Origin of the sequence: Bacillus sp. FSL K6-2431, assembly GCF_038005165.1 — a bacterium.
GTDB classification, from domain to species: Bacteria; Bacillota; Bacilli; order Bacillales; family Bacillaceae; genus Bacillus; species Bacillus pumilus.
Window position 1 is genome coordinate 350,826 of the sequence record NZ_JBBOSQ010000001.1, and the last position, 22,726, is coordinate 373,551.

21 protein-coding genes are annotated in these 22,726 nt (G+C 41.0%); 4 read left to right on the top strand and 17 right to left on the bottom strand.

Features of this window, described 5'->3' with window-relative positions; genetic code table 11:
• Window positions 1–26 precede the first annotated feature (26 nt).
• The 7 genes from MHH40_RS01795 to MHH40_RS01825 all read right to left on the bottom strand — a co-directional run bounded on the left by MHH40_RS01795 (window position 27) and on the right by MHH40_RS01825 (window position 9,730).
• Window positions 27–875, bottom strand: coding sequence for an STAS domain-containing protein (locus MHH40_RS01795; protein ID WP_044141412.1), 849 nt, complete (start codon window positions 873–875; stop codon window positions 27–29).
• A gap of 148 nt (window positions 876–1,023) precedes the next feature.
• Window positions 1,024–1,404, bottom strand: coding sequence for a NucA/NucB deoxyribonuclease domain-containing protein (locus MHH40_RS01800; protein WP_223251181.1), 381 nt, complete (start codon window positions 1,402–1,404; stop codon window positions 1,024–1,026).
• 262 nt (window positions 1,405–1,666) lie between these two features.
• Complete coding sequence (locus tag MHH40_RS01805) at window positions 1,667–2,575, bottom strand: trypsin-like serine peptidase (protein WP_226805234.1); 909 nt, start codon at window positions 2,573–2,575, stop codon at window positions 1,667–1,669.
• Window positions 2,576–2,771: 196 nt separating this feature from the next.
• Window positions 2,772–5,915, bottom strand: a complete 3,144-nt coding sequence (locus MHH40_RS01810) for a bifunctional cytochrome P450/NADPH--P450 reductase (protein WP_137054582.1) — start codon at window positions 5,913–5,915, stop codon at window positions 2,772–2,774.
• A 21-nt stretch (window positions 5,916–5,936) separates the two neighbouring features.
• Window positions 5,937–6,482 (bottom strand): TetR/AcrR family transcriptional regulator, encoded by a 546-nt coding sequence (locus MHH40_RS01815; RefSeq protein WP_340901412.1) that lies wholly within the window; start codon window positions 6,480–6,482, stop codon window positions 5,937–5,939.
• Window positions 6,483–6,738: 256 nt separating this feature from the next.
• Window positions 6,739–7,449 (bottom strand): DUF421 domain-containing protein, encoded by a 711-nt coding sequence (locus MHH40_RS01820; RefSeq protein ID WP_113387033.1) that lies wholly within the window; start codon window positions 7,447–7,449, stop codon window positions 6,739–6,741.
• A gap of 64 nt (window positions 7,450–7,513) precedes the next feature.
• Complete coding sequence (locus tag MHH40_RS01825) at window positions 7,514–9,730, bottom strand: RNA ligase (protein ID WP_340900593.1); 2,217 nt, start codon at window positions 9,728–9,730, stop codon at window positions 7,514–7,516.
• Between the two features lie 110 nt (window positions 9,731–9,840).
• Here MHH40_RS01825 and MHH40_RS01830 point away from each other — a divergent pair, with 110 nt between their 5' ends.
• A complete protein-coding gene (locus MHH40_RS01830) occupies window positions 9,841–10,032 on the top strand; it encodes a TIGR00366 family protein (protein WP_137054585.1) in 192 nt (63 codons plus the stop codon).
• Between the two features lie 12 nt (window positions 10,033–10,044).
• On the opposite strand, the gene MHH40_RS01835 is transcribed toward MHH40_RS01830, so the two are convergent.
• From MHH40_RS01835 to MHH40_RS01870, 8 genes are all read right to left on the bottom strand, one after another.
• Window positions 10,045–10,953: a DMT family transporter gene (locus MHH40_RS01835; RefSeq protein ID WP_050944906.1), complete on the bottom strand. Its 909-nt coding sequence runs from the start codon at window positions 10,951–10,953 to the stop codon at window positions 10,045–10,047.
• A 144-nt stretch (window positions 10,954–11,097) separates the two neighbouring features.
• Window positions 11,098–11,820: a LutC/YkgG family protein gene (locus MHH40_RS01840; protein WP_340900594.1), complete on the bottom strand. Its 723-nt coding sequence runs from the start codon at window positions 11,818–11,820 to the stop codon at window positions 11,098–11,100.
• Complete coding sequence (locus MHH40_RS01845; protein ID WP_310023856.1) at window positions 11,820–13,241, bottom strand: LutB/LldF family L-lactate oxidation iron-sulfur protein; 1,422 nt, start codon at window positions 13,239–13,241, stop codon at window positions 11,820–11,822. Before MHH40_RS01845 ends, MHH40_RS01840 begins: the two co-directional genes overlap by 1 nt.
• A 21-nt stretch (window positions 13,242–13,262) precedes the next feature.
• Window positions 13,263–13,979 (bottom strand): (Fe-S)-binding protein, encoded by a 717-nt coding sequence (locus MHH40_RS01850; RefSeq protein WP_113387071.1) that lies wholly within the window; start codon window positions 13,977–13,979, stop codon window positions 13,263–13,265.
• 240 nt (window positions 13,980–14,219) lie between these two features.
• Window positions 14,220–15,815: a M48 family metallopeptidase gene (locus MHH40_RS01855; RefSeq protein ID WP_050944909.1), complete on the bottom strand. Its 1,596-nt coding sequence runs from the start codon at window positions 15,813–15,815 to the stop codon at window positions 14,220–14,222.
• 261 nt (window positions 15,816–16,076) lie between these two features.
• Window positions 16,077–16,928: an SDR family oxidoreductase gene (locus MHH40_RS01860; protein WP_335364950.1), complete on the bottom strand. Its 852-nt coding sequence runs from the start codon at window positions 16,926–16,928 to the stop codon at window positions 16,077–16,079.
• 101 nt (window positions 16,929–17,029) lie between these two features.
• Window positions 17,030–17,443 (bottom strand): Rrf2 family transcriptional regulator, encoded by a 414-nt coding sequence (locus MHH40_RS01865; protein WP_061407918.1) that lies wholly within the window; start codon window positions 17,441–17,443, stop codon window positions 17,030–17,032.
• Between the two features lie 48 nt (window positions 17,444–17,491).
• Window positions 17,492–17,965 (bottom strand): VOC family protein, encoded by a 474-nt coding sequence (locus MHH40_RS01870; protein ID WP_268458592.1) that lies wholly within the window; start codon window positions 17,963–17,965, stop codon window positions 17,492–17,494.
• Window positions 17,966–18,125: 160 nt separating this feature from the next.
• Between MHH40_RS01870 and MHH40_RS01875 the strand changes: the two genes are divergently transcribed.
• Entirely contained in the window at window positions 18,126–18,569 is a 444-nt protein-coding gene (locus MHH40_RS01875) for a DUF2188 domain-containing protein (RefSeq protein ID WP_268458593.1), read from the top strand.
• A 23-nt stretch (window positions 18,570–18,592) separates the two neighbouring features.
• Here MHH40_RS01875 and ku read toward each other — a convergent pair whose 3' ends face one another.
• Window positions 18,593–19,441 carry a non-homologous end joining protein Ku gene (gene ku, locus MHH40_RS01880; protein ID WP_003211891.1) on the bottom strand — a complete coding sequence of 283 codons (849 nt, stop codon included), beginning with the start codon at window positions 19,439–19,441 and terminating at the stop codon, window positions 18,593–18,595.
• A 116-nt stretch (window positions 19,442–19,557) separates the two neighbouring features.
• On the opposite strand from ku, the gene MHH40_RS01885 reads away from it, so the two are divergent.
• Together MHH40_RS01885 and MHH40_RS01890 are read left to right on the top strand one after the other, a co-directional pair.
• Window positions 19,558–21,423: a DNA ligase D gene (locus MHH40_RS01885; protein ID WP_340900598.1), complete on the top strand. Its 1,866-nt coding sequence runs from the start codon at window positions 19,558–19,560 to the stop codon at window positions 21,421–21,423.
• A 34-nt stretch (window positions 21,424–21,457) separates the two neighbouring features.
• Window positions 21,458–22,153, top strand: a complete 696-nt coding sequence (locus MHH40_RS01890) for a YoaK family protein (RefSeq protein ID WP_340900599.1) — start codon at window positions 21,458–21,460, stop codon at window positions 22,151–22,153.
• Between the two features lie 41 nt (window positions 22,154–22,194).
• Here MHH40_RS01890 and MHH40_RS01895 read toward each other — a convergent pair whose 3' ends face one another.
• Window positions 22,195–22,416, bottom strand: coding sequence for a hypothetical protein (locus tag MHH40_RS01895; protein WP_008343948.1), 222 nt, complete (start codon window positions 22,414–22,416; stop codon window positions 22,195–22,197).
• Window positions 22,417–22,726 lie beyond the last annotated feature (310 nt).

A 22,726-nucleotide genomic window follows, 5' to 3' on the forward strand; every position in this document is an offset into this window, starting at 1 on the left:
ACCAGGCCATTCAATCGGCCTGGTTTTTATATTGAAGTAAATTCAGTCATGCGGTCTAAGGCGTGAGCAAGTGATGATGCCGTGCGAAATTCATTAAAAGGAAGCCCGAGCTGCACAGCGGTTTGGGCAATTTCTGGTCTGATTCCTGAAATAGTTGTCTCTACTCCAATTAACCGAAGTGATGTGACAAGATCAAAGATTTGATGAGCCACCATTGTATCAATGATGACAACGCCCGATAAATCAATACATAAATGCTGTACACCTTTTTGTGAGCACTGTTTTAGCGTATTTTCTAAAATAATCTTTGCTCTTGCTGTATCAATATCACCTACTAACGGCAATAACGCAATATGACTTTTTAAGACAATGACAGGTGAGCTCAGCTCGTAAATCATGTCTCTTTGTGCCACGAGCTTCCTCGTTGTATTTTTCACATATTGCTGGATGAACATATGAATAGAAATATTAAACGCCTCTGAAATTAAATCATACCAATAAAAGATGCGGTCAATATCAATTTCATCTTGACGCTGTTTAATAAATTCTTTTAAGTAATGAAGGACCACTCTTTGATTGGACATGTATTCTCTCACAACATAATCTAATGGTGTGTTTAAATGCTTTGGGTCACTGGCTAAGTCTTCAGACCACTTTTTAAACTCAGTATGTAAATACGTCTTGTCTTCAATAAGAGCACGTATAAAATGCTGGTAATAATCTTGATTTTGCCGTTTTAGCTCTGATATGATGCTGGAATCTGTTGAACGATATATTGATTCTGGATCATCATCTTCAATTGAATCATACCAAGTTTCAGTCAGTTTCTCTGCATGTTGCATGAAATAATCGTATAATGCACGGTTCTTATCCATAAGCATATGTCCCTTCACATTTTCTTCTTGTCTGTCTTTGTACCTTATAGGATCCATTGTACCACTGAATCTTTTGCCCCTGCTAGCTCCAATACGCTCTGATCATCATCAAAAAAGGCACCTACTCACAGGCGCCTCTCTTTTAGTTTTATTTCACAATAAATAAAATTCTTTTCCCATCAGGATACCCGCTCATCTGGTGTCCGACCCATGAGCCCGCTCCCCTATTATCAGACGGACTGACATATTGAACACTCGCCCCTTTTCCTCCTTCAAGACAAACTGCCATCGGCCACTCATCTCGGTCGAATCCAGGCTTAGTCGGAATGCCTTTTAATGATTCTTGCCTGCGGGCATCTGCTCCATTTCGGTCTATCGTACACACATCTGAATGCCCTTTTCGAATGGCTTCTTGAATATGACTGCCTGTTTCAGGGTACCGTTCCTTTGGAAATTGAATAACATGATCATATCGATCCGCACCTTTTGCCGCATGTTCCTCCCCAAATCCACCTAGCAGCGTGCCCATCCATATCACAAAGCATAAGGCGACAGCAGTAATCCAGCCTCTTCTCATCTTCAAAAATGCGTGACCTCCTCATTTTTCTCAAGTAGAATCTTGACTTAAAGGAAATGTGTCATTTTAATGTATGAGTCGTTCACGAATGACATGTGAAAAAAATGAAGAGGCTGAAAACTCAATGAATCTTTCAAGTATAGACAGATAGACACTTGTATCCACATAAAAAAGCTTGTCCCCTATGAAGGAAACAAGCTTTATGTTCTAGCTTTTATTGCGCTTTTGCATAGTTGATAAATTCAACAAAGGCAGCTGTCGCTTTTGGACCGCCATTAATCGTTCCGTTTGAATACCCTGCGTTATGAACCCCAACGATTTGCTGATTTTGATCTAGCATCGCTGAGCCTGAATTTCCGCTAAATGTATCAATCGTATAGTATGCGAGATTCGTATCTTCTCTTGTCACAGGACCTGACATCTCCCACTGCGACACCTTGCCAGTCGATCTCATTTTATCACCTGGATATCCAGAAATTTTAATCGTTGTTCCAGTTAAGTTTGACACTTGACGGATGGAGCGGTAACCGACTGTATTGCCAATGTTCGTATCTGTTTTGATCACGGCAAAATCATATTGGCTCGCACCTGTATTGATATATCCGCTTGGTACATAGAACTCTGTCATATTTGCTGACCCATTTACCGCAGTGCTATCATTCATCCCTGGATACACCGATCCTTTTGCACTATAACTTCTCGATGCTGTATTGTACACGCAGTGTCCGTTTGTCAAAATTTTGTTAGGGGCAATGAGTGTCCCCGTGCAGCTGGAGCCGCCAAATGTAATATAAGCAATTGAATTATATGGTGCTACTCTTGTATTTGCTACTTTTGTTCTACCATCGTCTCCAATGACGACTTTAGTTTGAAAGTCTTTTACATATTTTGATAGTGGTTTTACTTTTTCACCAACAGTTGAAGATAGATCATCCACTTTATCAAAGGATGAGGGGGATTTCGTATCATTGTGGAAATCACTTGAAGAGATCACCTTTCCATCAGAAGTCACCATGTCATAATCAGATGTTAGTACTGAATCCGATGCGGCATGGGCAAAACTAGGCACACTTAAAGCACCAAAAACGAGTAGAGAAGGGAGTAACATTTTCACCTTTTTCATCATATTCCTCCTTTATGTCCTATATCAAAAATGATACGATTGTTCCATATTGGAGTAAATGAGAGAATATTCTTATTTTTTACAAAATATTTCATTTTCAAATTAGGTGTTTTGTATCTTTCAAACTTTCATTCTATCGATCTCACCTCTCTTGATGAAACAGAAAAAACCGCCTAATTGGCGGTCTTCCCTCTTGTCAGCTCCATACATCTTTTACATATCTATTATTATTCGCAAGGGTTGTCAGCCAATTTTCAGCTGCTTCCTTCGAGCATTGTTTCTCGTGTTGATAGAGGTCGATCAGTGTAGCCTCTACATCTGGTGCCATGACTTTTCCGTCCCCGCACACGTAAAGATACGCACCTTGGTCAAGTAACTTGATTAACATGCCGCCGTCTTCTTTCAACAAATGCTGGACATATACTTTTTGCTCTTTGTGACGAGAATAAGCCCGGTGGATGTGGACAACTCCTTTTTGCGCTGCAAGCTGCATTTCTTCAAAATACAGATCATCTTCATGAGGGTGACGGCAGCCAAAATATAGGTGAGCTTCGCCTAGTGGTTTGCCTTCCTTCTGCCATACTTCTCTTGCCTGAACAAACCCTCTAAATGGAGCGATTCCTGTACCCGGTCCGATCATGATCATCGGAACTTCAGATGAAGGCGGCAGCTGGAATCCTGCCTGCGCTTCGTGGAGGAAGCAGGCGACTTCTTCTCCTTCCTGCAGACCGCATAAATAGTTTGATGCGACTCCGGCATATTCTCCGCGGCCGCTCCACGCTTTCCCTTTCACAACCGCCACTGTGATACTGACTCTTTTTTCATCGACCTTTGGTGAGCTAGAAATAGAATAATAACGCGGCTTCAAACCTGGTAAAAGTGCTAAAAAGTGCACAAATGACAGCTCACATGCTTCATATTGATCTAGTAAGTCAAGCATGGTTACTCGTTTCTTTAAAATAGCTTCTTGATACGCTTCACCAGCCATTTGCTCAAGCTCCACGCGGTGAGGCGGACAAACTGTATATGCGGCGAGCTCTCTTAGCTGCGTACGTGTTGCAGGCTCTTGAAGCTCAACATGCGACGCAAGTAATTCTCTCATTTGAATCGGCTGATCTAAAGGTAAATGATTTGCTTTTTTCTCAGAAGAAAGCTTGATGTGCTGCTTAGGATCTAGATTGAAGCGATTGATCACCCGCTGAACGAGTGCATCACTATTTTTCGGAACAATTCCGATATGATCCCCTTCTTTGTACTTTTTCCCTTCAGGCAATTGCAGCTCTATATGTCTTGTTTGCCGCTCACTTTTTTCAGATTGTAATTCTTCATTTTTCAGTACAACAGCTGAAAAGGCACCATATGTTTTCGCCACAGGACGTTCTACTAGCTCATTGGTATAAGCAACTGATAGCTTTGGGTTTTCTTTACCTTTTTCTTGGAAGGTGAGCTTAAATTCTTTTGCGAGCTGCTTGAAGACCGTTTTCTGAAATGCTTCTTTATCCTCATCCATATCTCCGCCTGCATCACCTTCTCCTAAATCAGCTGCACGTTTCGCACCTTTTCTTTCAAGTGCTTCATCAATGAGGCGAGGAATACGCTGGTACGTACTCGCCCAATTTCGATCTCCGCATCCAAACACAGCAAACGTCACGTTTGTTAAATCCTGCTCTTTATCCTGCGTGACCCAATCCACAAATTTTTTCGCATGGTCAGGCGGATGTCCATTATATGAAGCGGTCACGATGAAGACTGCACCCTTATCTGGTAATTGACGTGTATAGTCATCAAGCGGAGCAGTGGTCACATCAAACCCTTTTGCTTTTCCTTCTTCAGCCAATTCGTTTGCGATTTGCTGCGCTGTGCCAAGATTTGATCCATATAAAACAAGCAGTGGTGTACCATGACTCTCCACTTTTGACTCATCAGATTTTGTGCTTTTTTTCGCCTCTTCTTTCGGTGGTGCCATAAAGAGTTGCTGCTTTCTTGGCCGCACTTTGATTTTAAAATCGTTTGGCTTAATCGTCAGAGATTCTTTTAAATCAAGTTCATATGATGTGTGATCAATCAATTCCAGGTTGTGCAGGACCATTGCCAGTACCATTGTGGCTTCATGAAGGGCGAATTGCATGCCGATACATGCACGCTGTCCATTCCCAAAAGGCTTGTAGGCATGCTGCGGGATCTTTTCAGGGTGTAGAAACCGCTCTGGTTTAAATTCTTCCGCATCCTCTCCCCATACCGCTTGATCACGATGTAACTTAGGTAGCAGCACGGAGACACTTTGGTTCTTTTTAATCGAATATTTCCCTCCGATGACGGTGTCCTCTTTCGCATAAAAAGAGAACGTAGGCGCTGTTGGCCAGAGGCGAAGAGATTCATTTAAAACCATACGTGTGTAATTTAGTTTTTGTACCTGCTTAAATGTTGGCAGTCCGCCTTGCAGCACATCATCTGCTTCTTGGACAGCTTTCTTTAATTTTTCAGGATTCTTTAATAAGAAATAAATCGCAAAGGATAGCAGCCCGCTTGTTGTTTCGTGCCCAGCTATTAAGAAGGTAATGATTTGATAGCGAATATTTTCATCTGACAGGCGCTCTCCTGTTTCAGGGTCCTTTGCATGCAGCATGAGGGACAGTAAATCATCGCCCGTTTTATCTTGTTTTTTCCGTTCTTGAATAATGTCATCTACTAATTGCTTCATAAAATCAACATTATCTTCAAATTTTTTTCTTCTTTTGATCATTAGCTTATCTGCAACCGGCAACCGGCTCGCCTGATCCATCGCTTCGCTTAAACCATTCACCATACTTTCGATGAATGGATGCTGATTTTCTTTATAAAAACTGTTAAACCTGAAATCAAAACCACAAAGTCCGATCGTATCTAAAGTAAGCTTTGTCATATCCTCTGCTACTTCAATTTCTTCATCACGGCCTGTTCTTTGCCATTTTTGTACAAGCTGTGTGGCAATATCGAGCATCATTTCATGATAGCCCTTCATGGCCTGCTGACTAAACGCCGGCATCAAGATGTGGTGAGCCTTTCTCCAGTTCGGTTCTTCTGTCCAGCTCGTAAATAACCCATCCCCTGCAAATGCTCTTACTTTATTGAGACTAGTCCCAATGTATTTATCAAAACGGCTCTCATCACATATTTCTTGGAAAAGTTCATGATTAGAAACAAAAATACTTGTTGCTTTTGAAAATTCAAACTGAAAGATCGGTCCTAATTCATCTGCCAGCCGCCAAAAGGTTTGAGAAAGCTCCCCCTTTTTGATATGGGGAATATTTTTAAAAGGTCCGTATGTTTTTGGTTTTGGAATGATTGATGTTTGTTGCATGTGCCCACTCCTTTTCATTCATTAAGATGCGACGCTGATAGCGCGCCATAAACTTTGCTCAATGTCCTCTAGAAATTCAATCGTTGGCTCTATTTCTTCTGCAAGAATTTGTTTATGCAGCTGTACAAAGGCACCAAATACAATCGATAAAATGGTTTTACCTGAAAGATTTGGATGAATCCCATCCTTTTTCCCTTCTTCAAAGATAAGGAATAGCTCATGTAACAAATGCTGCATTTTCTCTTTGCTCGTCTCGTCTAAGTAATGGGATCGTTTATCAATTTCTAAGAAATATAGCCCGCTTGGATTCTCCTTTGTAAATAAAACCAAGCAATAAAATACATGCTTAAAGTACGCCCGAATACTCGCCTTTGGATCTGGACTGTTTGTGTTCATTTTTTCGATAAATGCAGAAAGGCTGCGCTGGTACAAAATATTGACGAGTGCCTCTTTACTGTCGAAATAACGGTAAATGGTTCCCGCTCCGACGTTTGCTCTTTTTGAAATCATTGGCATCGTGGTCCCATCAAAGCCCCGTTCAATAAATAAGTCTAGTGAAGCCTTCATGATCTGTTCTTGTTTATCAGTCACTGCTTGCACTTCATCCCCTCCTCGCCACAGGAATGAACGTTCATTCCGCAAACGGTATATTATATTAATATTTTAATTTGTTCTATATACACTTAAACACATTTATTTTTTTCCGTCATCACATTTTCTGAAAATAATAATAATTGAGAAATGATGCCTAGTCAGACAGCATCCAAACGACTTATAAACATTGACGGATATGTGTCATGCGGGTGACCTCCGCACTATACCTTCATTCTTGATCAATCGGAGAGTGAATGTGGTCGTCATATGTATCAATATATAAGCTGCCATTACTTGAACGGACTGCGTATACAATGTCCTTTAAGGAGAGCTGCCTTTTCTTAAGCTCTTCATCTATCCACTCCACCGTTAATTGATTTTCATGAATGTTTTTCAAAATGAGCTTTCCGTCCATGATCACTTCAATAGGCATGTAGCCCTCTGCCTTCATATACAATTGAAGATCCTTTCGAGTGACATTTTCAAACGAAGGATATTTTTTCACTGACATATGTCCATCTGTTTCAATTATGGCAAATTCAACTTCGCTAATATCAAAAATGTCTTTTTCTCTCAGCTGCTGATTTAAATAATCAAGGGTATATCTCATTCCCTTCATATTCTCTTCAAGAATTTTGCCATTTTGTATGACAAGGGTTGGTTTACCGGCCATAAATCCTCTCAATTTTCGGCTCCTTAAAGCAATGAGCGAAATCACATAAATGATCATGACAAGCGTGACAAAGGAAATCGTCGTGTGATGAAACGGAAGCGTTGTATTAAACGCGAGACTCGCCGCAATTGAACCTAAGCTAATGGCTGCTATAAAATCAAAAATATTCATTTGTGCTATGGTTTGCTTTCCAAGAAGACGTGCTCCACCAAATAAAATCGCAAAAGCAAACATCGTCCGTAAAATGACTTCAATATGGTCAGGCATGTAAGGGTCCACCTTTCAATTGCATCAAAAAAAGCCTTTTCCTTAGAAAAGACTCCTTTTTAGACTATGCATTTATTCCATCATTATTCAATTGGGCTGCATCGCTTTGCTCAAAATGTGAGCGCAGCTCAATAATGGAGCTATTTCTGACAGCATTGTCATCTTGCTCAAGAAGCCACGTATAAAATCTAGCTTGCTCCGCTGTTTGCAATGCCTGCATATATTTATGCGTGGAACGCTTCTCTGCAACGCGCTGTTTGATCGCGCGCATCTGCTTCCAGAATTGATAATAAGGAAGCTTGAGCTTGGTCATCAAGCCGCGATCATCCTCAATGACATATCCCTCTTCTTTGATCGAGTCGTCATGAGAAACGGCCTGATACCATTTATAAAAAGACGTCCAATCATGGAAGACAGCCACTTCCTGCTTGCTGGATATTCCAAGCTGTTCGCTTACTCTTTTCACTTCAGTAAATGGTGCCTTTTCATAGCTTAGCTGACGCTTCACTATATCAAGCAAAATGAGTTGATCATGATCATATGTGATAATATGTGGGTCTTTCTCTGGCAAAATGACTTCAAACACAAGAGATGCATTGTGGTCACGTACGTATGATTTGATGTAGTCGACCTGCACGTCTCCGAAGGTCTGATAGAATAACTCCTCGACCCAGGAAGCATGCTGATTTTGTTTCACATGAGATGTATACGATTTGGACGTAAACACCAATTCATCTTCCATTTCGTTATACCCAACCGTCCCTAAATATCCATTTGCTTTATCATAGACGGTGACAGGAAATTGAAGGTGGTTCACTAGATGATGCATTTTTGTCTCCGGACGCTCATCAATGTTAAAAAATTTGTTGTAGCTTCTTGAAACAATCTGCTTTGACACCATATTGACAAACAAGCCTCTTGCCTTCACATTCACATCATCCCACTGCCGTTCACTAAACGCTTTTTTCGTAAAATTAAAAGATGAAATATGGTGCGGAAGCTTTAATTCCTGTACATACTCATGCTGATCTAAGTGAGCTAAAAAGTCATCTAGTGAGATATCTGGTTGAATAGCGGCTGATGGTTTTTTCTCAGAAGCTCTATAGATTGGGTTGTCAATTTCATGAGTCTCAATCCCGTCAGCTGTGATTTTCAACACCCTCAGCTGTCCCCCGAATTCAACCTGGCCTTCTAGATTATAAGACCTTTCCGCTGCTTGAATAGGCAGCCTGTATAAATTGCGATGCCCGTGAATTTGAATGACATCTAATCCAGCAGTATTTTGAACAAACAAGTGATCAATGTCATCTGAATATTCACCTACACCGTGGATGAGTTGCTGTGTTGAGACATGCAATAGCTCTTCTGGCAAATGAGCAAGCCCCCCGTGGGTAACAAGAAATGTCTTGCCATGGTACGTAAAATAAGTAAGCTGATGAAATGTCCTAACAAACTTTCGTACTTCTTTTAAATCAAAGTCTGCTGCTTCAATCTCAGGTGCAGTATGCCGGTTAAACATATTACTTTTTACTTTTTCACCATGTGCAAACCGGTATAAATGCTGATCATGATTGCCCTCAATCACGATGACATTCCGGCATTCTCTATGTGCGAGCATCCATTCTAATACTTCCTTGTTTTCTATGCCTCTATCAAGCAAATCACCTGCAAAGATATAAAGTTCATTTTCTTTAATATCTCCTTGCAAATAGGTGGTCAGAGCGGTATGACAGCCGTGAATATCTCCAAAAACATGAATGGCCTCATATTGATCGAAGGATCGAGGCTGATAGGTCATCACTTGCGGATATTCCTCAGGCTGCAAGACAGTCACCCATGATGGGACCTTTTCTGTTTTTAACCGCTCATTCATTTGATATAAAACAGACTCCCGCACAACTTTGTGAGCTACCCGTGAGCGATTTTGCAATAGAGCTGTTTCAAGCGGCACCTGCGTGAAATCGACGACATACACCCTGTAACGATACGATGTGGCCAGCGATTTATATTGAGATATCGATTTGCTTGAAATATGCGTGGCATCAATCACAGTAAAGTCTCCGCGTTCCATACGTGCTGTAAGCAATTCAAATAATAAAGACCAGACTTTGTGATCATGCTTGCTTGAAATTTCTGGTTTCCCATTGACAGATAACTGCGGAGGCTGGGTCAAAAGACGAATCTGATCCGCTGATAATGTGTAAGGCTCTAAGCCTTGGGCTTTGATCCAAGTTGATTTCCCTACGCCTGGGAGACCTCGTAAAAGGACTAAAGTTCTCATATTGGTTCTCCTTTAATAAGTGATATTTTACCTATTATAGATAAATGATGGATAAATCTCAATCTTTTATCGATTATGGTAATATATAGATAGAAAGGGAGGTTTTACGTATGTCTAATGGGGAGAATATGGCATTTAATATTGGTGATCTTCTATTTCAAGTGTTCTCTCTTCTATTCATTGCTGCTATCGTGACGATCATTGTCATCGCTTTTCGAATGATCAGAAGAAAAAGAATGGAATTGAAGAAGGTTGAGGAAAGATTGAACAAAGTGATTGAAAAAAACGATTTAAAAGAGTAAAAAATCCGGAATTTAACCGGATTTTTTTTGTTTCATCACAATCCCTTGCCGCTGCTGCATCAAAAAGAAAAAGACGCCTAAAAGGACAAGAAAACCGCCACACATTTGGAGCAGCGTGACTTTCTCTCCAAGCAGCCATACAGCAAGAATCGTGGCTCCAACAGGTTCGCCAAGGATACTCATTGAAATGGTTGTGGCATTGACATAGGTTAAAAGCCAATTATTAATGACATGAGACATGGTGGGAATGATCGCAAGCAATAAAAAGATTCCCCACTCTTTACCCGGATAGCCTGTAAAAGGCGTTTGCTGAATCAAATTGAATAAAATTAAAAAAAGACCGGCAAAACCAAACACACAAAAACTATAAATCCAATGAGATATCTTTCTGACAGCCTGTTGACCTATTAATAAATAACAAACAACCGCGATCACACTTAAAAAGGATAAAATGTCTCCTAGGATGGCTTCCTGGCTATGACCTATGTCTCCCCACCCAATCATAAGTGCACCAACAATTGCGGCACACATCGTCAAGAGTGCAGGCAGCGTGGTTCGTTCACGGAAAAAGAGAAAGCCGCCTAATAAGGAGACCATCGGCTGAAGGGCGATGATAATAGTAGAGCTTGCCACAGTCGTCAGCTTCAGTGAGCCAAACCACAACACAAAATGGAGTCCTAAAAAGAAGCCTGACATACATAAGAAAAACCAATCTCTTCGCTGAATCGAGAGAAATTCTTTTTTTCGTGGCAGAATAAACGGCAGCATAAAAATCGCGGCAAAGATCATTCGATACATGCTTAAAATAGCAGCAGGTGCATTTGACCATTTCACAATGATAGCAGAAAACGAAATGGCAATAATTGAAATCACAAGCGGTAGTGCAATTGATTTCTTTTGAGCAGTTGACTTCATGTCCATAAGCAGCTTCCTTTACATCAGCAGTAGATGAGAAGTTCATCTTGTATGTCGTCATCTTACTATGTCCAATCCGCTAGAGGCAAGATGATTTTAAAACTTATGTACGCTTTTTTTGCATGAAAAAAGGCTTTCTTCTCGAAAGCCCTATTCATCATCTATCAATAGATAAACCGCCCGAACTGGACCATGAACCCCTACTACTAAATTCATCTCGATATCCGCAGAGTTACTCGGACCTGATATGAAATGAATAGCACCTTTCGCCTGCTCTCCCTCCTCTACTGAGCGATTAAGAGCCGAAACAGCTTGAATCATCCGCGGAACCACCGTGCTTTTTTCGATACACACGATATACATCATCGGTAAAAAATGGAGCGCTCTTCCTTGGCCCTGATGGGATGAAAGGACGACTGTACCTGATTCTGCTAAGGTGTAATCACTGAATACAACCGAATACGCCGCTTGCTCTGCCAGCCTGATATTTTCTTCCCTTGAAGCCTCAGCATTCCAACTGGTGACTGCGAATCCTTCGTGCAGCAAGGTGTCAAACATCGGATAAAATCCATATTGTTCAAAACGATGATCGCCCGATGTCATCACAGAACCCTCTCCATACTCTGTCATCAATGATCGTAATACAGAGGGCGCTTCCTCTGGTGTTGTTTCGACCACTCTTGTATGAATTCGTTGACATTGCACCTTCAATTGCTCGACTAGCTCTTCTTTAGACAAAAGTCCGTTTGTTTCCCACTGAACTTGATGCTTCCAAGCTGGACGCTGAATAGATGCAGACGAGGAGGAATCCTTCCCTAATTGCTTACGGATATGAGCTAAAAACGACTCTCGTTGAGAAATGGTTCCCTTCATCACTGCTCCTCCTTCTGTCTCTTTTTAAACCAATCCCTGAATCTTTCTTTACTAGGAGCTGGCAGGTCACGAATATCTGTCCAATTCTTTAAAGGACCTATTCCTTTTGAAATCTGTCCGTTTGAAGCCATACGATTCATCAATACAGGAGCTGCTTTTGTTCCGAATTGATACATCCCGGGAGTCGATGCGCCCATTCCGAACATTTTCATCGCCATCATTTCAGCTTTAGACGCTCTCCCCTCTTTTTCCACGATGACTTGACGATGTTTTATTAATAACTCGTGAAGCGGGATCTTTACTGGACAAGCATCTGTGCAGGCCGCGCAAAGGCTGGATGCAAAGGGGAGCTCTTGGTAGTCATCATAGCCGCCAAGAAGCGGCGATAAAACAGCACCAATTGGCCCCGGATAAATCGATCCGTATGAATGTCCGCCCACATGCCGGTAAACTGGGCACACATTGATGCAGGCTGCGCACCTGATACATTGGAGAACAGGCTGAAAGGCAGTACCTAATATATTGGACCGCCCATTGTCTACAATGACCAAGTGAAATTCTTCTGGTCCATCCACTTCTTCTTCTCCTTTTGGTCCAACGACAGAAATGTAACTCGTTAATTTCTGACCGACTGCACTTCTGCACAAAAGACCAACGAGGACATCCAGCTCCTCCATCGTTGGAACAATCCGTTCCATGCCCATAACGGCGATATGTGTCTTCGGGATAGCCGTGACAAGATCCGCATTCCCTTCATTTGTCACTAGGCAAATGGAACCTGTATTGGCGACAGCAAAATTACAGCCGGTGACACCAATATCTGCTTCGAGGAACTTTTCACGTAAGATGGCTCTCACAAAACTCGTCATATTTTCAGGTGTCTCTGACATCTCATATCCGAGCTTTTCGTGAAAGACTTCTCGTATTTGTTTTTTCGTCATATGAAGAGCAGGTGCCACAATATGTGAAGGAGGTTCATGATCATCTACTTGCAGAATATACTCGCCAAGATCGCTTTCCACCACCTCACAGCCGATCTCTTCAAGGGCTTGATTCATTTCAATTTCTTCTGTGACCATTGATTTTGATTTAACGATCTTTTGGGCCGCCTTTTTCTGTGCCACATGTTGAATATACGCCGATGCCTCTTCCTTTGTTTTTGCAAAAAAGACATGTCCTCCGCGTGCACTAACACTTTCACTTAACTGGTATAAGTAGTCATCAAGATGCGTCAGCGTATGCTGCCGGATTTCCTCGCCAAGCTCACGCCACTTTTCCCAATTGCCAAGCTCTTCGCTCGCAGCTAGCCGCCTTTCATACAGGCGTTCCTGTGCTGAGGAAACAGCACCTCTCATGACTTTATCTTCTAACCCTTCCCCGATTCGTTCTTTAAAGGCCTTCTCTCCAATTTTCATACTCATGTGCCGTTCCCCCTCTTAAAGTCAGCGGCTATTTAATACCTCTGCGATATGCATCACTTGAATGGGCTTATCAAGACGATTCAGCCTCCCGCCAATATTCAGCAGGCAGCCGCAGTCAGCACCAATGATGTATTCAGCTTGTGTCTCCTCTATGCTTTGGACTTTCTCATCGACCATTTGCTCAGAAATAGGAGTCATTTTTACTGAAAAGGTTCCTCCAAATCCGCAGCAATTTTCGGCGCGCGACAATGGTGTCATCGTCAAATCTTTGACATTTGACAACAGTGTGAAAGGGGCTTCCTTAATTCGCAGCAGTCTCGTCATATGACAGGATGTGTGATAGGTTGCGTTTCCTTTCAGGCTCGCTCCGACATCTGTGACGTGTAATATATCAACAATAAACTCGGTTAATTCATATGTTTTCTCAGCAAGTGCCTTAGCTTTTGCTGACCACACTGGGTCTTCTTTTAAAAGATGAGGATATTCTAAAAACATCGCCTTACAAGAACCTGACGGCGTCACGACATATTCAGCTGATTCAAAGGCTTTGATCATGTTTTTTGCTGCTTTAATGGTTTCTTTTGTATAGCCGCTGTTAAAGGCTGGCTGCCCGCAGCACACTTGTGCCTCTGGAAATTCCACTTCTACACCGAGCCTTTCTAATACTTCCACTGTGGCCTTTCCTACATTTGGCTGCATAGTGTCAATTAAACAAGTAACGAATAAATGGACTTTCATCGGCGAACTTCCCTTCTTTGCTGCAATTTGATTCATCAATTTGGTCATCTGATGACGAAATAACAGGCCTTATTTTCATTTTAATCCCAAATTTCTGAAATTTCAACGAGGTGATTTGTCTAAATTTGGACATATGGCTCGTGTAGCTTGAATGAAAAAAACGCCCTTTTGATAGGACGTTTGAGAAAATTTATTTTGTAATCATTTCACGAATTTTTTCGTTAATAGGAGTGAGATGGCCTAATTTTTCTTTATGTTCTCAATTCTTTTTTCGAAAGAGGGATGACTTTCACGCCATTCAGACTTTTTTCCATAATCTCCATCTTCTTCTTCAATAAGGCTGCTTAATTTAATCAAAGTATTGAGATACAGTGTTTTATTCCCAAGGTGGAAAACAGCAAAGTTATCAGCCTGAATCTCAAATAACCGGCTGATTTTCTTTGGCAACCATTCCGTAATGAAGATCATGAGAATTACTCCTACTGGGAAAATAAGAACATATTGCCACCATCCGTTAGCAAGCATAACCTGTCTGGCATAATACATACTGATGCCCATAAATAATGTTACGATCAAAGTTAGAAACATGGTATAATGCGCATGTTTTAACTTCGCATGCCCCATTTCATGGTATAAGATGGCACGAATTTCATCTTTTTCAAACTTATCTAACAACCCTTCTGTCACATACACATCAACTCTTCTTTTAAATGGAAGTTTAAATGAATATATCCAGGCATTCACATCCTGTTGAGAGTCTTTTTTCACCCAAATATTTACCTTTTGGTTTGTCTTATTCTCAATATCTTTGCGAATATTCATGAATGCTTCCGTATTTAAAAGTTCATATTTGTTTATTATTTTTTGTATGATTGAGTAACCAAAAATAAATAATATGATTAGGGCGAAGTACCAGCCACAAAAGAGAAAAAGGTTATCCATGATCTTCGCTTGAAATGACAAAGGAAGTAATAAATATGATCCGAAATATAGCAAAGATAATGTGGCAGCACCAAACAAAACAACTTGCTCCCTAACATTCATTAAAAACGAATTTCCTGACGCACCTTCATTCTCTTCTAAACCTTCAGGCGTATCTTTTGTAGTATACTCAAATGAATAAGCTGTCAATAAGACTGACAGGAAACTAGGTACAAGTATAGAGAGAATGATGCTTAATACATAAGAGCCTGTTATTGATAGCGCATATCCCATTAAGAAAAAATAATTTAATCCCAAGGGAAGAAAAATGGCTAGAACAAAGGGAATAAATAATGTGAATAGGTTTTTCATAGATTCATGAAGATTAAAAAATAAAAATAACATAGATGGAAAAATAATTCCTATTAAGGTAATTAATATAATATATGTGGTATTATGCTTAAAACCTGTTTTGACCTTAGTACTTTCTGTTAGATTCGTTAGATTGTATTTAGAGAAAAAAGGATTTTGCGATACCTGTTCCATCTTAATTTTATCATCATGAATAAGTACAAAACCTCTTCTTAGAAAAACCATTGCTTTTTCTTTCATTAATTTGTTAGTTTCAATCGTGCTAACTCTATTCCTAGATGAAATCTCCGTGAAATTTACTTGCTTTCCCCCCAATTGAAAGGCTGCTTCTGAACGATCTTTGGAGTCATCATCTTGATAGGTTAATAAAAAATCACCCTGATAAAGAGAATGGGAGATTAATACTTTTGGATTGTTATCTTTGTTCGAATCAAGTAGAACAAAAGGAGAAACAACTGCTGAACGGATACCAACTTCAATCAAAATGACTATTATTGTTATAATGCTTGCAATAAGATAAGAAAGTGAGGCTTTTCGTAACATTTCGTCACATCCTGCTTATGTAGATTTTAAAAGGTTGCATATGTTAAGAAAGAGTAATAACCATTATATACGTCCATTATTCAGAAGAACTAATTGAAAATCTAACCTTTATTATTAGCTTCCCTATGCTAGATTAAGCAGGAAGAATAAACAAATAATAAGCCTAAATTCCATTTTAGTCCCAACTTCCTGCAATTTCAATGAAGTGCTCGTGTAGCTTGAATGAAAAAAACGCCCTTTTGATAGGACGTTTGAGAAAATTTATTTTGTAATCATTTCACGAATTTTTTCGTCGATAGGTGTTAACGGCCGTCCTAATAAGGTTTCGAAATCATGGCTTTCAACGGCTAAGGCACCATCGCGAATTCCGCTTTGAATGGCTTTGACAAATGGCACAGCTTCTTTTGGTACACCATTAGAAGCTAAAAATTCCCCAAATGTGTCGACATCAATTTGCTCCACTTTGATCTCTTTTCCGCTCACCTCACTGACAATGTGAGCAAGTTCAGTGTGTGTCCGAAGAGGGCCTGACAGTTCATATATCTCCTTGTCATGTTTAGAAAGTGTTAACGCATTTGCGGCCGCTTCTGCGTAGTCATTTCTTGTTGCCCAGCCAACCCTGCCATCACCAATTGGACTTAAAAATGGTGCGCCGCTAACGGCTGCTAGTATCGTATCTTTTTCATTTTCTACATACCAGTTGTTTCTTAGAAACACATGAGGAATGCCAGAGGCCACAATGGCTTCTTCAGTTTTTGCGTGGTCGTGTGCAAGGACAAGCTGACTCTCTCTTGCATTCACAACGCTTGTATAAGCAATAAAGGATACACTGGCTGCTTTGGCCGCTTGGATGGCAGCCGTATGCTGCTGCACGCGGTCACCATCCGCAGTTGAAATGATCAAAAGGCGGTCAATGCCTTGAAAGGCTGCCTTAAGGGTGTCTGGCTGAGTAAAGTCTCCGCGGCGTACATCCACCCCGGCTTCCTTTAAATGTGCTGCTTTTTGCGGATCTCGAACACTCACCGCAATTTGTTCAGCTGGTACCTTTTTAAGTAAATGCTGGACGACGAGCGATCCAAGCTGTCCTGTTGCGCCTGTTACTAATAATTTCATTTGTTTGACCTCCTCATTTTTCATTCAACGGTGATGTGCATACGTTATAATCAAAATGGTTACAACAAAGGTGTAAAAAAAGCTCCAATGTATGAGCTTTTTTATTCCGCCTCTGTCAATAATTGCTGAATTGTCACTTGCTTTAGGTGATTCTCAAGTGCAGCTTGTGCTTCTTTTAGTTCATGCCGCAGTCTCGTATCCATCGCTTGACCAATCGGGCATGCGATGACGGGCTGATGAAAGTTAAATAATTCTTCATCCTCGCTTACATCGACAGCGCGGTACACATCTAATAGCGTGATTTCCTCAGCCGGTCTTTTTAAATAAGCACCGCCTACTCCGCGGCGGATCTCAATAAGATCCGCCCGTTTGAGCATTGCCATCATTTTTCGAACAATGGCTGGATTTGAATTCACGCTCTCTGCAATAAAATCACCTGTACACTCTTTTGGAACACCTGCAATAAATGACACAATATGAACAGCAATCGGATACCTGCTGCTAATTTGTTTCACAATCTTTCACCACCGTTGTAATCAATATAGTTACAATGAGTGGTTTTGTCAATCAATAAATGGATTTTTCTTTTGATCCCAGTCCTCATAAGTCATGATATCGTAGTCTTCTTCTGTATCAAGCTCAAGCGGGGCAATGCATTCAAGCAGATTTCCATCTGGGTCAAGAAAATAGATCGCTGCATGAAATTGCGGCGGATTATCGAGAACTAAAGGCTGCTTCTCTTCTGAAAAGCCAAACATTGGGTGAATGCTGATGCCTTTTTCAACCAGCCAAGCCTTGATTTGTTCGATACTAGAGGTTGTAATTTGAAAAGCAACGTGCCGTGTCGAGGGATGATATGGGAAGTCATTGATATCTACTTTCCACAAGCCAAGCCAGCTCTTCCCTTTCTCAATCCATAAAAAAGCAACTCGTTCATTTGCGTGAGCAAGTGTCAATTCCAATTTTTCATAAAACGCAATAGATTTCTTTAAGTCACTCACAGGTAAATGGGCTTCATACAAACCTTTTATCATCATCAAAATCACTCCTTTTCTACCTTCTATTCTGCGGGAATTGATGAGATTCTGCCTCAGCAAAACGATGTATTTTATCCCCTTCATTGGTTTGAGAAGAATGATATGTTTGATCGATTACATATGGGGGAAGTTGTTCAAATAAAAGAAAGGAGCGCTTTATATGCCTTGGACGATGAAAGATTATCCTGCTTCATTTAAATCATTAGACAACGTCATTCGAAAAAAAGCGCTTGAGATTGCGAACAAAATGATGCAGGAAGGCTATGACGAAAGTAGAGCCATCCCAATTGCAATCAGTCAAGCGAAAGAATGGAAAAAGAACGCAACGGAGAAAGAGATCGAGAATGTCTCAGCTCATGGTTCTGTCACGCCATCTAAAGACAGCAGCTCCGCAAGACCAGAGCTTATGGATCATGCGCAGCATGTCGTCAAGCACGAAGAAGGCTGGGCGGTTCAAACAGAGAAAGCAAAACGAGCAAGTGAGGTCAAAGAAACGAAACAAGAAGCCATCGACCGGGCAAGTGAGATTGCATCTAATAAAGGGACTTCTGTTGTTATCCATAGAAAAGATGGGAGCATTCAGGATGTGTTAAAACCGCAGTAAGACCGCTCAAAAGCGGTCTTATTTTATGCATTCTTTTCTTTTTTCGCTGGTGCTTTTCTTTTTTTAGGTGCTGCCTTTTTCGCTTTGGCTGGTTTTGATCGGTCGATTGAAGCCTGTAGAGCTGCCATTAAATCGGTCACATTGGATGCAGGATCTTTTTTGCCTGTCGTTTCTGGCTGAACTGTATGTTCTCCAGATATTTTATCTCCAATTAAATTCATCAGCTGTTCTCTGTATTCATCCTGATAGGCAGCTGGATCGAAAGTTGTGGTTAATTGCTCGATTAAAAGAAGCGCTGTATCTAACTCCTTTTTTACAATGTTTTCTTCTTGGGGGATATTCGGTACATCTGATACCTGTCTAATTTCATCAGGGAAATGAATGGTTTCCATCAGTAAAATATGTTCATAGCATCTAACGATTGCTAATTGCTCCTTTGAGCGGATCATAATCTTTGCGACACCAATTTTCCCCGATTCCTCTAAAGCTTTTCTTAATAATGAATAAGCCTTCGCTCCGCCGGTATCTGGTGATAAAAAGTAACTTCTTTCATAATAGATTGGATCAATCTCTTCTATCTTCACAAAATCAATGATTTCAACGGCTTTTTCTTCATTTTCTTTTCGCAGTTTTTCAAGCTCTTCCTCGTCCAATTCAATAAATTTATTTTTCGCATATTCATACGCCTTCACAATTTGTTCTGGCGCTACCTCTTCACCGCAATTGGCACATACTTTCTTGTAGTTAATGGGCGTGTGACACTCTTTATGCAGCTGCCTTAATTTAATGTCTTTGTTCTCTGTAGCGGTAAACAGCTTCACTGGAATATTGACTAGTCCAAAGCTAATGCCGCCTTTCCAAACTGTATGCATCGCGTCGCCTCCGTTCTTTTCTCCTTACTATGCAATGTTTTCGTTAGACTTATGTATGTGAATGAAAATTTCATCCCACTCTAAGAACACATTATACGAGGAAGTGACATGCACAAATGAAACCTATGCGATTAACGGCTGCACATGAGGTTCCTACCGGTGCAGACTGGGCGTATGAATTAAAATATGACGGCTTTCGAGCCATTCTGACGTGGGATCAAAACGAGATTCATTTAGAAAGCAGAGCCGGAAAACGATTAAATGAACAGTTTCCTGAGATGATTGAACAGTGCGAACAATTAAGGGATCAGTTTGCTCTTTTTTTACCTCTGACGTTTGACGGGGAATTGGTCTTTTTACTGGATGAACAGCAAAGCGATTTTGCGAGGGTTCAGCAAAGAGGCAGGCTGAAAAACAAAGAGGCGATTAAGCAACAGGCTGAGCGGTTTCCATGTCATTTGATCGCATTTGATCTATTAAGATGCAAAGGGCAATCTCTAATTGATTTACCGTTGATAGAAAGGAAAAAACAGTTACAGCAAGTTTTCCAAGCAGCAAAACTTCCGCCATCTGTACAGCTTGAGCACCCTTCCCTTCTTCAACTCATTCATACAGACACAAATCCTGAAAATATGAAAAAGCTGATGACGACGTATTTAGCAGAAGGACTCGTTGCGAAAAAAGGGACGAGTAAATGGCACGACAATACCCGGTCAAAAGAATGGTTGAAAGTCAAAAACTGGCGATATGTCTCTGTCATAGTGACTCATTTTGATAAAGAAAATGGCTACTTTCAAGGCTGTATTTATCAAGATCATCAACTCACCGAGGTTGTCCAATTCAAGCATGGATTTTCTAAAGAAGAAGAACAAACGCTTCGTACGCTCTTTCAAACAAAAGGCAAGCAGGCAGGGGCATCAGGATATGAAATCCCACCTTCTATCGTCGCGAGCATTGCTTGTATCTCCTTTGATGGATCCGCCTTAAGAGAGCCGCGTTTTTCTTCCTTTTTACTAGATACTGATCCAGCAACGTGTACGTTTCAGCAAATGCTCAAACAGCTATATCCGCTCCCTGCTGTGATTGACATCACTCATCCCGAAAAACCGATTGTGCCGTCTCTTCATCTGAACAAGGCAGATTACTTACTTTATTTGAGACAAGCCGCTCCCTATCTCTTGCCCTTTTTACGTGAAAGACGGCTGACTTTAATTCGGTTTCCTCATGGCGCCGGGGATGAATTCTTTTATCAAAAGTCGACACCTGATTATGCGCCAGATTATGTGTTGACCGATCAAGCTGATGATATTGCTTACACGGTCTGTAATGACCCTCAGACGCTTCTTTGGCTTGGCAACCAGCTTGCAATGGAATTTCATATTCCTTTTGAAACAAGGGATACGAACCGGCCGGTCGAAATCGTCTTTGATTTAGACCCGCCGTCTGTTAACGAGTTTCATCTAGCCATAGAAGCTGCCAAGCGAATCAAAACGCTTTTAGACGGTCTCTTTCTCACAGCCTTTATTAAAACAAGCGGTGGTAAAGGACTGCAAGTTTATATTCCATTAAAGAAAAATGCCTTCACATATGAAGAAACGAGGACATTTACCGCGTTTATATGCCAATTTTTATGTGAACAAGCCCCTGAGCTATTTACTTTGGAACGTCTTAAGAAAAAACGCGGCAAGCGCTTGTATTTAGACTATATTCAGCACGATGCTGGAAAAACAATCATTGCGCCCTATTCACCAAGAGGAAATGAGCTTGGACTTGTAGCAACACCGCTTGAATGGGACGAACTCCATCAAGATGGACTTCATCCTTCTTTGTTTACCATGCCAGCTGTGATAGAGCGTCTAAAGGAAAAAGGCAATCCATTCCGACGCATGAGGCACCTTGCAAATGATGACACTTTCAGACAAGTTTTGCACCGGCTTGAGGACATTATCCCGGCACATAAGATGGACATACGCGGTCATTAAGCGTTACACTTACTCATTAGAGAGTAAGAAAGGGATGACCATTTTGACCGCACATTCATTTCGAAATATAGCACTTATTTTCTTGTGCCTTGCAGCAGGTATTGTGGATGTGATTGGCTATTTGAGCTTAGGGCATGTATTTACAGCCAATATGACAGGTAATATTGTGCTACTTGGCATTGCAGCAGGAAGCTCCTTGCAGCTTACGGCCCTTCATTCCATCACCGCACTGAGTGGATTTGTATTAGGGATTTTACTTGCTGTTGTGATAGGCGGAAAGCATGAGAAAACATTTTGGCCGAAAGCCGTTACACGTATCTTTATCATAGAAGTCCTGATACTGCTTCTATTTGTTCTCATGGCCATTTTCCCTTATACACAAGGTGCTTATTTTATGCTCATTATCCTTTTAAGCATGGCCATGGGCCTGCAGACAGCGGCCGCCCGCAAATTAAATGTGGCTGGCATTTCCACAACGGTTCTAACGAATACACTCGCCAACCTATTTGAGGATTTGGCTCAGCGCATTTCACATCGGGAAAAAAGAACAGCTCCCATTCAGCATGTCAGTTTCATGCGAATAGGCTCTATTGTCTTTTACTGCCTAGGTGCTGCATTAGCGGCATACACAGATGCATTCGATCCGTTTATCATCATTTGGCTGCCTATCTCTATCCTAGGGGTCATTGTGATCACTGCTGCATTCAAGCACTTTCATCAATTGAAATAGCCAATCGAAAGATGGCTATTTCAATCTCTGTAATGAAACCACTAATAACTTCTTACATAAAAACCAGGAGGACGCCCCATAATGAACGTGGAGCCGTATGGAGAATATCCAGAAAATGTCCCGAATCCACCATATCCAGGATAACCTCCTAAACCAGAGAACACGCCAGGGCTCACATAATACCCGCCAAAGCCAATATGTGGCCCCACTGCTCCTCCGCTAAAACCGCCTCCATGAAAACCTCCATATACCCGTGGGTCCATACAATCACCTACCTTCTAGATACACTTCATCTCATCATATGCATGACAAATGGAGCGGTGTTCCCGCTTTTTCTTTTACTTCTATGTACAATAGACCAATTTGAGAAAATTTGAATGAAAAGTCCTGCAAAAAATTAAATTAAGCAAAGAAAGGTGACCTTTTTAACTTGTTGCTCTGCCCTATGTTTATTTAGAATAATGAGGCAGGTAACAAATTTGCACACCCCCTTTGTTGCGAATTCTTCTTATTAAACGTTCTTGTAGCGTTTAATAAGAAGAGCCTATTAAAAGACAAAAAACCCTTGCTGAC

Coding starts and splice junctions, on each gene's coding strand:
- MHH40_RS01795 (WP_044141412.1), bottom strand. CDS start 875: ATGGATAAGAACCGTGCATTATACGATTATTTCATGCAACATGCAGAG.
- MHH40_RS01800 (WP_223251181.1), bottom strand. CDS start 1,404: ATGGGCACGCTGCTAGGTGGATTTGGGGAGGAACATGCGGCAAAAGGT.
- MHH40_RS01805 (WP_226805234.1), bottom strand. CDS start 2,575: ATGAAAAAGGTGAAAATGTTACTCCCTTCTCTACTCGTTTTTGGTGCT.
- MHH40_RS01810 (WP_137054582.1), bottom strand. CDS start 5,915: ATGCAACAAACATCAATCATTCCAAAACCAAAAACATACGGACCTTTT.
- MHH40_RS01815 (WP_340901412.1), bottom strand. CDS start 6,482: ATGAAGGCTTCACTAGACTTATTTATTGAACGGGGCTTTGATGGGACC.
- MHH40_RS01820 (WP_113387033.1), bottom strand. CDS start 7,449: ATGCCTGACCATATTGAAGTCATTTTACGGACGATGTTTGCTTTTGCG.
- MHH40_RS01825 (WP_340900593.1), bottom strand. CDS start 9,730: ATGAGAACTTTAGTCCTTTTACGAGGTCTCCCAGGCGTAGGGAAATCA.
- MHH40_RS01830 (WP_137054585.1), top strand. CDS start 9,841: ATGTCTAATGGGGAGAATATGGCATTTAATATTGGTGATCTTCTATTT.
- MHH40_RS01835 (WP_050944906.1), bottom strand. CDS start 10,953: ATGGACATGAAGTCAACTGCTCAAAAGAAATCAATTGCACTACCGCTT.
- MHH40_RS01840 (WP_340900594.1), bottom strand. CDS start 11,820: ATGAAGGGAACCATTTCTCAACGAGAGTCGTTTTTAGCTCATATCCGT.
- MHH40_RS01845 (WP_310023856.1), bottom strand. CDS start 13,241: ATGAGTATGAAAATTGGAGAGAAGGCCTTTAAAGAACGAATCGGGGAA.
- MHH40_RS01850 (WP_113387071.1), bottom strand. CDS start 13,979: ATGAAAGTCCATTTATTCGTTACTTGTTTAATTGACACTATGCAGCCA.
- MHH40_RS01855 (WP_050944909.1), bottom strand. CDS start 15,815: ATGTTACGAAAAGCCTCACTTTCTTATCTTATTGCAAGCATTATAACA.
- MHH40_RS01860 (WP_335364950.1), bottom strand. CDS start 16,928: ATGAAATTATTAGTAACAGGCGCAACAGGACAGCTTGGATCGCTCGTC.
- MHH40_RS01870 (WP_268458592.1), bottom strand. CDS start 17,965: ATGATGATAAAAGGTTTGTATGAAGCCCATTTACCTGTGAGTGACTTA.
- MHH40_RS01875 (WP_268458593.1), top strand. CDS start 18,126: ATGCCTTGGACGATGAAAGATTATCCTGCTTCATTTAAATCATTAGAC.
- ku (WP_003211891.1), bottom strand. CDS start 19,441: ATGCATACAGTTTGGAAAGGCGGCATTAGCTTTGGACTAGTCAATATT.
- MHH40_RS01885 (WP_340900598.1), top strand. CDS start 19,558: ATGAAACCTATGCGATTAACGGCTGCACATGAGGTTCCTACCGGTGCA.
- MHH40_RS01890 (WP_340900599.1), top strand. CDS start 21,458: ATGACCATTTTGACCGCACATTCATTTCGAAATATAGCACTTATTTTC.
- MHH40_RS01895 (WP_008343948.1), bottom strand. CDS start 22,416: ATGGACCCACGGGTATATGGAGGTTTTCATGGAGGCGGTTTTAGCGGA.